Annotated in this window: 2 protein-coding genes; both read right to left on the bottom strand. The window is 38.7% G+C overall.

Translation table 11 applies throughout. The features are described 5' to 3' along the window. Positions 1–4 precede the first annotated feature (4 nt). Positions 5–1,222 carry an accessory Sec system protein translocase subunit SecY2 gene (secY2, locus tag ACMGE6_RS06070; RefSeq protein ID WP_414054811.1) on the bottom strand — a complete coding sequence of 406 codons (1,218 nt, stop codon included), beginning with the start codon at positions 1,220–1,222 and terminating at the stop codon, positions 5–7. Positions 1,223–1,303: 81 nt separating this feature from the next. Continuing rightward, entirely contained in the window at positions 1,304–10,573 is a 9,270-nt protein-coding gene (locus tag ACMGE6_RS06065) for an adhesin (RefSeq protein ID WP_414054837.1), read from the bottom strand. Between the last annotated feature and the right edge of the window lie 687 nt (positions 10,574–11,260).

Genomic DNA, 11,260 nt, shown 5'->3' with positions numbered 1-11,260 from the left:
CTCCTTACCAATAGCGCTTTAAAAAAGACTTGTATTGATCAAAATATAAATACGTATTAATAGTTTCCTTAATATTAAAACCTATAAAGATTAAAATAATTACTTGAATAGCTAAATAAATCTCTTTATATAAATCAGGCAATAATAATGTCAGTAATAACGGTATACCGATACACATCACAACGAATACCGCACCAATAAATGACACATGACGCGCCTTCGTCTTCAGAAAATCTGCAGTCGGCTGCCCTGGCTCAATATGCGGGAAATAGTTACCGTTCTTTCTGAATTCCTTCGCCTTACGTTGCGGATTCAACATGAGCATACTTAAATTATAGCTCAGTACAAATAAAATCAACATAAATACGATAATGCCGTAAACATTGGCAAACGTGAAAATATCAACCTTACGCAGTGCATGAATCTTTAGAAAATGAATCAGAAAATCAAAAATATGTTTACACAATAAGAAAATTGACACACTTAACATAATCGATAAACTACTTGAAGGATTCAGTTTCCAGGTTAATTCAGGTGTCACATATTGTTTTGTGACGCTGAGCATATCGATATACGGCATCCTTAAAACCGAAAGCTCCATGAAAATAATCGACACGATAATGATTAATGTAATCACCGCGATGATAACGATGACGAAAGTCCCGAAGTGATCTCTCACTAGCCCCTGTCTAAAAATAGACTTCACTACACTCAGTGCTACAATCGGCATCGGACCCGCAATCCCGTATAAGGAATTTTGGTCAGCCAGCCAGACCAGCATAAAGCTACCCGCTACAAGTACTAACATGATGAGTGCAATTTTCCCCAGTGCACGGTCATCATGAGGAAGCATTGTGTAGGCAATCATTAACGCCTGGAAGATGCTGATGATAAGCATCAATAACTTCTCTGTACGCTGACGCTCGCGCTTTGTACGCTTAACAGATTCATCGGACTTTTTGTAATAGTAAAGACTGATGAAGAGCATACCAGTAAGCCATGGCCCCAGACCAAGAGAAAATAAATTAATAAAAGTCACGTCTCCACCCATGTTGGCAGCAGCAATTTGATAAAAGTGATCCGTCTCGTTGACCGCGTTTGCCGGGATGAGCGGGATGTTACTTCCAAGTATATAAATAAATAAAATCACGCAAGTAAATAAAATATTTCTATAGAGATTTAAATGCTGAATAAAGAATGATTTATTGTTTAAACGTTCCACAAAATACCTCATTTTTTGTTAATGTTTTATAGCATCATAGCACAAACACGTGTGTGTTTGTGCTATGCACCAAGTATTCAATTATTTGCTGTCTTTAGGCTCTTTATCTTTTTTCTTTTTAAGTAAACCAATACCCGTTAAGAAAGCAAGCGCTGCAGGGATTAGAGATTGTTTCTCACCTGTGTCAGGAAGAACATTATCAGATCCTCCGTGACTATTACCGCTTTCACTATTTGTATGTGTCGGTAACACGCCTTCAGATGGATTAGAATCCGTCACTGATGCAAGTAACACACCCTCACCAGGCGCATCATCAGTAATCGATACTGGAAGTACACCCTCGCCAGGCGCATCATCAGTAATCGATGCTGGAAGTACACCCTCGTCAGGCGCATCATCAATGATTGAGATTGGTAATACACCTTCCATAGGCTGCTCATCATCAATAATCGAAATCGGTAACACACCCTCCATCGGCTGCTCATCGTCAACCATTGAGTTGCTCATTGACGTTGAATTGCTTAACGACAATGAAGTCGATGTGCTTAATGATGTTGATGTACTCACTGAGTTACTTAATGATGTTGACGTGCTTAACGATGTACTTGTTGACGCACTATTTGAAGCACTTGTTAAAGTACTGTTCGATGCACTTGCTGATGTTGATCCACTCACTGAGTTACTCATTGATAATGAGTTACTTAATGATGTTGAAGTGCTTAACGATGTACTTGTTGACGCACTATTTGAAGCACTTGTTGAAGTACTGTTCGATGCGCTCGTCGATGCTGATCCACTCACTGAGTTACTCATTGATGATGAGTTGCTTAATGATGTTGATGTACTCAACGATGTACTTGTTGATACGCTATTTGAAGCACTTGTTGAAACACTTATTGAAGCACTATTCGACGCGCTCGTCGATGCTGAACCACTCACTGAGTTGCTCATTGATAATGAGTTACTTAATGATGTTGATGTACTCAACGATGTACTTGTTGATACGCTATTTGAAGCACTTATTGAAGTACTGTTCGATGCGCTCGTCGATGCTGAACCACTCACTGAGTTACTCATTGATAATGAGTTACTTAATGATGTTGATGTGCTTACCGATGTGCTTGTTGACGCACTATTTGAAGCACTTGCTAAAGTACTGTTCGATGCACTTGCTGATGTTGATCCACTCACTGAGTTACTCATTGATAATGAGTTACTTAATGATGTACTTGTTGATGCGCTATTTGAAGCACTTGTTGAAGTACTGTTCGATGCGCTCGTCGATGCTGAACCACTCACTGAGTTACTCGTTGATAATGAGTTACTTAATGATATTGATGTGCTTGTCGACGCACTATTTGAAACGCTTGTTGATGTGCTGCTTGAAGCACTTACTGATGCACTTGTTGATGCATTTGTTGATGTTGATCCACTCATTGATAATGAGTTGCTTAATGATGTTGAATCACTAGCCGAATTACTTAGAGATGTTAATGCACTTGCCGACGTACTTAGAGATGTTAATGCACTTGCCGACGTACTTAATGAATTGCTTACTGAAGTACTTGCTGATAATGAATCACTAGTTGAACTACTAACAGATGTACTTGCCGAGTTACTTAATGATGTAAGTGCACTTGCTGATGTGCTCGTCGAAATACTTGCTGAGTTGCTAAGTGATACCTTATCGCTTGTTGATGTACTAGTAATATTGCTTAATGACGTCGATGCACTGATCGATGTACTTACTGTGTTACTTAATGACGTTGATGTACTAACTGATGTACTCGTTGAATCACTTGCTGAATTGCTTAGTGATGTTAACGTGCTATCAGATACACTTAACGAACTACTTGCTGAGTTACTCAATGATGTTGAAGTACTTAGTGATGTGCTTGTAGATACGCTAGCTGAATTACTTAATGATGTTAAGTCACTTGTCGACGTGCTTGTTGATGTGCTTAATGAGCTACTGATTGATGTTGAGTCACTTAACGACGTACTTGTCGATGTACTCAATGAGTTACTGATTGATAATGAATCACTTGACGACGTACTTGTCGATGTACTCAATGAGTTACTAATTGATGTTGAATCACTTAATGATGTACTTGTTGAGCCACTAATTGACGTGCTTAATGACGTTGAATCGCTTAGTGATGTGCTTGTTGATGTGCTGATTGACGTGTTCAATGATGTTGAGTCACTTAACGATGTACTTGTTGAGCCGCTGATTGACGTGCTTAATGACGTTGAATCACTTAGTGATGTGCTTGTTGATGTGCTGATTGACGTGCTCAATGATGTTGAGTCACTTAACGATGTACTTGTTAATGTACTTGCTGATGTACTAACTGATGTCGAATCACTTATAGATGTACTTGTTGAGCCACTGATTGACGTGCTTAATGACGTTGAATCGCTTAGTGATGTACTTGTTAATGTACTTGCTGATGTACTAATTGATGTTGAATCACTTAACGATGTACTTGTTAATGTACTTGCTGATGTACTAACTGATGTTGAATCATTTAGTGATGTACTTGTAGAACCACTGTTTGATGTACTCATTGACGTTGAATCACTTAATGATGTACTTGTTGAACCACTGTTCGATGTACTCACTGATGTTGAGTCGCTTAGTGAAGTGCTTGTTGAACCACTGATTGATGTACTCATTGATGTTGAGTCGCTTAATGATGAACTTGTCGAATCACTGTTCGATGTACTCATTGATGTACTTGTTGATTCCCTTGTTGAGTTACTTACTGACGTTGAATTACTAATTGATGTGCTCGCTGCATCTCTCACCGAGTTACTCATAGATGTTGAGTCACTCACTGATGTGCTTGTTGATTCTCTAGTCGAGTTGCTAAGTGATGTAGAATCACTAATCGATGTACTTGTTGCAGCACTTACCGAATTACTCATTGATACCGAATCACTTATAGATGTACTATCTATCGCACTTAATGAGTTACTCATAGAGATTGAGTCACTTAACGACGTACTTGTTACAGCACTTACTGAATTACTTATCGATACCGAATCACTTACAGATGTACTGATAGATGTGCTCGTATTATTGCTTAATGAGCTTGAGTCACTGATCGAAGTACTTAATGACGTACTATTCGAGTTACTGATTGATGTTGAATCACTTACTGATGTACTTGTTGATGCACTATTGATATTTTGTGCTGATAGTGAATCACTAATCGATGTACTTGTCGATGTGCTGTAAGAATTGCTTAATGATGTCGATGTACTGATTGCAGTGCTTGTTGATGCACTATATGACGTACTTAATGATCTCGAATTGCTTACAGACGTACTTGTTGAGTCACTGTACACCGTACTTAATGAGTTTGAGTCACTCACTGATGTACTTGTTGAGTCACTAAGTGACGTGCTCGCTGATGTTGATTCACTTGGCGGTAAGCTCGTTGATGTACTATTTGAAGTACTGATCGAGTTACTTAATGATAACGAGATACTTGTTGAGTCACTTAACGATGTACTGTCTGACAGGCTTAATGACGTTGATTGACTTGTCGATGTGCTCACTGACGTACTATCTGAATTGCTTAATGATAACGACGTGCTCACTGACGTGCTTGTCGATGTACTGTCTGATGTACTCAGTGATAATGATGTACTCAATGATGTACTGATCGAAGTACTATCTGAAGTACTTAGTGAATTCGAATTACTTGTAGATTCACTTACCGACGTACTGTCTGATGTGCTTAATGAATTTGAATTGCTTGTTGATGTACTGATTGAGCTGCTGTCTGACGTACTCATTGATGTTGATAAGCTCGTTGATAGACTTACTGAATCACTTGTTGATGTACTTAATGAATTCGATTCACTTAGTGACACACTTGTTGATGTGCTATCCGATGTACTTGTTGAATTAGACTCACTTAGAGATGCACTTGTTGATGCACTGTTTGAAGTACTTGTTGATGTTGAAGTACTTAATGATGTGCTGATTGATTGACTATCTGAATTACTGATAGATGTTGAATCACTTACAGACACACTTGTTGATGTGCTATCTGATGTACTTACTGAGTCTGAGTTACTTTGTGACGTACTTGTCGAACCGCTTAACGATGTACTTGTTGAATCTGAGTCACTCAATGATGTACTTGTCGATGTACTGTTTGAATTACTTGTTGAATCTGAGTCACTTAATGAAATGCTCGTTGATGTACTGTCTGAATTACTTATTGAGCTTGAGTCACTTAGTGATGTACTCGTTGATGTAGATGCACTATTTGAACTACTTGTTGATTCACTTAAAGATACACTGTTCGATGTTGAATCACTATTTGAAATACTTGTTGATGTGCTGTTTGATGTGCTCATTGATTCTGAATTACTAATTGATGTGCTATCTGAGTCGCTCGTTGATGTGCTGATTGACTGACTTAATGAAATACTTGTTGAAACCGAATCACTTGTAGACACGCTTGTTGATGCACTGTCTGATGTACTTAGCGACGTACTTGTTGATGTGCTCATTGATGTTGAGTCGCTTACAGATACACTCGTCGAATCACTCAATGAAGTACTTGTTGAATCTGAAGTACTGATCGATGTGCTATCTGAATTACTTAGTGATGTACTTATAGAATCCGAGTCACTTGTCGACGTACTTGTTGACTGACTTAGTGACGTGCTGCTTGAACCTGAGTCGCTTGTAGAAGTACTTGTTGAATTGCTTAACGACGTGCTTGCTGAATCTGAGTCACTTGTCGATGTGCTAGTTGACTGGCTTAGTGACGTGCTGATTGAATCTGAGTCACTTGTTGACACACTTGTTGAATTGCTCAATGACGCGCTTGCTGAATCTGAGTCACTCGTTGACACACTTGTTGAATTGCTCAGTGACGTACTTGTTGAATCTGAATCACTGATTGAAGCACTATCAGATGTACTTAGTGAAATGCTAGTTGAATCTGAGTCACTGATCGATGCACTATCTGAGTTACTTAGTGACGTGCTTGTTGAATTTGAATCACTGATCGATGCACTATCAGATGCACTTAGTGAAATGCTTGTTGAAGCTGAGTCACTTGTTGACACACTCGTTGAATCACTAATCGATGTACTATTTGAGTCTGAGATACTTGTCGATAATCTTGTTGAGTAACTATCAGAGATACTTGTTGATGTACTTAATGAATCTGAGTCACTTGTAGACATACTGTTTGAGCCACTGATTGATGTACTTAGTGAAATACTTGTTGAGTCTGAATCACTGATTGATGTGCTATTTGAATCACTTAGAGACGTACTCACTGATGTTGAAGCTGCAACTGAAGCGCTATCTGATTCGCTTGTAGACACACTTGTTGAATCTGAGTCACTTGTCGATGTACTTGTTGAATTACTTAAAGATGTACTCACTGATGTTGAAGCTGCAACTGACACACTATCTGATTCGCTTAATGACATACTGTTTGAATTTGAATCACTTGTCGATGTACTTGTTGAATCACTGTTCGATGTACTTACTGATGTTGAATTCACGATTGACGTGCTATCTGATTCGCTTAATGACGTACTTGTTGAGTCTGAATCACTTGTCGATGTGCTGCCTGAATTACTGATTGACGTACTTACTGATGTTGAATTCACGATTGACGTGCTATCTGATTCACTTAGTGATGTACTGATTGAATCTGAATCACTTGTCGATGTGCTGCCTGAATTACTGATTGACGTACTTACTGATGTTGAATTCACGATTGACGTGCTGTCTGATTCACTTAATGATGTACTGATTGAATCTGAATCACTTGTCGATGTGCTGTCTGAGTCACTGATTGATGTGCTCACTGATGTCGACGTTGCAACTGACGTGCTATCTGATTCGCTTAATGATGTACTGATTGAATCTGAATCACTTGTCGATGTGCTGCCTGAATTGCTAAGTGATGTACTGATTGATGTTGAATCAGCAACAGATAAGCTATCTGAATTACTTAGTGATGTACTATTTGATTCAGAAACTTGTGTTGATGTATAAGTTGATGTACTTAATGAATCACTCACGATGATTGAATTACTGATTGACTGACTGTCTGAATTACTTAGTGATGTACTAATCGATATTGAATCACTTTCATTGATGCTTGTTGATCCGTTAATCGAATTTGATGTTGATGTTGAAATACTTTCTGAATTACTTACAGAAGTGCTTTCTGAGTAACTTGTTGAAAATGAAATGCTGCCTGAATCACTGATTGATGTTGAGTCACTATTAGACACACTTTCTGAATCACTTGTTGATACAGAAACGGACTTACTATCAGAGTTACTTAATGAAATTGACGTACTTGTTGAATCACTGATTGATGTTGAATCACTGATAGACGTACTAAATGACGTTGATGCACTTACTGATGTCGACGTACTATCTGAAATACTTACTGCGTCACTTGTACTTGTCGAATCGCTCAATGACATTGAATCACTGTTCGATGTGCTAAGTGATGTTGATGTACTCACTGATGTCGATGTACTGTCTGAAATACTTACTGAGTCACTTGTTGAGTTTGATTCACTGATTGATGTTGAATCACTGTTCGATGTACTAAGTGATGTTGATGTACTCACTGATGTCGACGTACTATCTGAAATACTTAATGAGTCACTTGTTGAGTTTGATTCACTAATTGATGCTGAATCACTGATTGATGTACTTTCTGACGTTGATGCGCTCACTGATGTCGACGTACTATCTGAAATACTTACCGAGTCACTTGTACTTGCTGAATCACTATTAGACGTTGAATCACTGTTTGACGTGCTAAGTGATGTTGATGCGCTCACTGATGTCGACGTACTATCTGAAATACTTACCGAGTCACTTGTTGAGTTTGATTCACTGATTGATGCTGAATCACTGATTGATGTACTTTCTGACGTTGATTCGCTCACTGATGTCGATGTACTATCTGAATTACTCACTGAGTCACTTGTACTCGCTGCATCACTATTAGATGTTGAAGTACTGATTGATGTACTTGTTGAATCACTCACCGACACACTACCAGAGATACTTGTTGAAGTAGAGTCACTGATTGATGTGCTTGCAGCGATACTTGTTGATAATGAATTCGAATTACTTAATGAATCACTCGTTGATACACTCAGTGATGCACTTTCCGCTTCACTTAATGAACTCGATGCACTACCAGATACTGAATCACTAATTGAGATACTGTCTGAAGTACTGCCTGAGTTACTTACCGAGATTGAATCACTAATCGAGATACTGTCTGATGTACTACCTGAATTACTGATCGATGTTGAATCACTCACCGAGATACTTTCCGACGTACTTGCAGATACACTTAATGATTGTGAATCACTTATAGAAACACTATCTGAAGTACTGATAGAAGTACTTACTGATTGCGAGTCGCTTAGTGAAATACTTGTTGACGTGCTATCAGACACACTTGTTGATGTTGATACTGATGTTGAATCACTTACTGACGTGCTATCTGAATTACTTACAGATAAGCTACCTGAAACTGAGTCACTTAATGAAGTGCTCGTTGAATTACTTGTTGATGTTGATACTGATTCTGAGTCACTGACTGATGTACTGTTAGAAGTGCTAACTGAACCTGAATCACTTACTGATGTACTGATTGATGTGCTATCTGAATTACTTAAAGAATCACTTGTCGATACCGATGTGCTATCTGAATTCCTTACAGATAATGAGTTCGATGTACTTTGAGAATCCGATGTACTATTTGAATCACTCACTGATGTACTCGTTGACTGACTTAATGAAATCGCCGATGAATCTGACGTACTTAATGAGTCACTTGTTGATGTTGATACGGATTGAGAAACACTATTTGACGTACTGTCTGACGTGCTTACAGAGATTGACGTGCTATCTGAAACTGACAGAGACGTGCTATTTGACACACTTGTTGAATCTGAATCACTTTGTGACACACTTGTAGACACGCTGCCAGATAAACTCTCTGAAACTGATGTGCTGTCTGATGTTGATGCTGAATCACTGTTTGATGTGCTCACTGATTGTGATCCACTAGTTGATACACTTTGTGAATCACTGATGGATAAGCTGATTGATGTTGAATCGCTTACTGATGTGCTTTGTGAGTCACTTGTTGATAGACTTTGTGACGTAGAATCACTTACAGACGTGCTTTCTGAGTCACTATTTGATGTTGATATTGACGTTGACGTACTTGTTGATACACTTTGTGAATCACTTGTTGAAGTTGAAATTGACGTCGAGTCACTCACTGACAAGCTGTCTGAATCACTTGTTGATGTCGATACTGACGTCGAGTCACTTGTTGATACACTTTGTGAATCGCTTACTGACTCACTGTTCGATGTTGAATCGCTATTTGAAGTACTTAATGAATCACTAGTTGATGTACTAAGTGACGTAGAATCGCTATTCGACACACTTTGTGAATCACTTACTGACACGCTAATTGATGTTGAGTCACTTACCGACGTACTTAAGGAGTCACTTGTTAATGTTGATACGGATGTTGATTCACTGTTTGATGTGCTTAATGAGTCGCTTGCTGATGTCGATACTGATGTAGATTCATTATTTGATACGCTCTCAGAGTCACTCACCGAAATACTTGTTGACGTTGAACCACTATAAGACGTGCTTTCTGAATCACTTACTGATGTGCTAAGTGACGTAGAATCGCTGATTGAAGTACTTTGCACTTCGCTTGCTGACACTGACGTTGATAATGACAAACTAATTGACGTTGAATCTGACGTGCTTGCCGCTTCACTTGCAGAGATTGACTCACTTACAATCGCACTATTTGATTCACTTGCTGAATTACTTACTGAAGTTGATGTACTTAAAGAATCTGATTCACTTGCAGTTAAGCTTGTTGATCCACGATTCGATTCACTTACTGACACTGAGTCACTAAATGATGTGCTCGTTGAATCACTGATTGATGTACTTTCAGACGTCGATGCAGTTAGAGATGAGCTTACTGAATCACTATTTGACAATGATGCAGAATCACTGATAGAAATAGAGTCACTGATTGAAGTTGATTCTGATGTACTGGCTACTACTGATGTTGATAATGAATCACTTGTCGAGACTGAATCTGACGTACTCACTGAATCAGACGTTGATAATGAATCACTTGTCGAGACTGAATCTGACGTACTTGCAGATACAGACACTGATTGTGAGTCACTTGTTGAGACTGAGTCTGACGTACTGATTGAATCAGACGTTGATAGTGAGTCACTTGTCGAGACTGAATCTGACGTACTTGCAGATACAGACACTGATTGTGAGTCACTTGTTGAGACTGAGTCTGACGTACTGATTTCATCAGATGTTGATAATGAATCGCTTGTTAATACTGAGTTTGATGTACTAATTGAATCAGATGTTGATAGTGAGTCACTTATTGAGACTGAGTCTGACGCACTGTTTGAGTCTGAAGTTGATAAAGATGTGCTTGTCGATACTGAGTTTGACGTACTTACAGAATCACTTGCTGATAATGAATCACTTGTTGACACTGAGTTCGAAGTGCTTACAGAATCACTCGCTGATAAAGATGTACTTGTCGAGATTGAGCCTGACGTACTTACTGAGTCGCTCGCTGATAGTGATGTACTCGTTGATACTGATGTTGATGTTGAATTACTATCAGACACAGATTGTGACGTGCTTACTGACGTTGATGCGCTCGTACTATCAGATACAGAAGTACTTGTCACTATACTATTAGACGTACTATTACTATTTGATAGAGATGTTGATGTGCTATCTGATAATGATGTCGATGTACTGATTGATGACGCAACAGATGCACTATCAACAGCTGACGTTGACGTACTTGTTGATTGTGAATTCGCTATACTTACAGAAGTTGAATTCGAAATTGATGTACTATTTGCAACGCTTGTTGACGTTGAATCAGATAAACTTGTTGAAGTTGACGCTGATTCAGCTGTACTTAATGA

This window comes from Macrococcus equi (assembly GCF_047426745.1).
In the GTDB taxonomy this organism is placed as follows: domain Bacteria; phylum Bacillota; class Bacilli; order Staphylococcales; family Staphylococcaceae; genus Macrococcoides; species Macrococcoides equi.
Note: the sequence above shows the minus strand (reverse complement) of the source record. Positions and strands in the feature narration are given on the sequence as shown.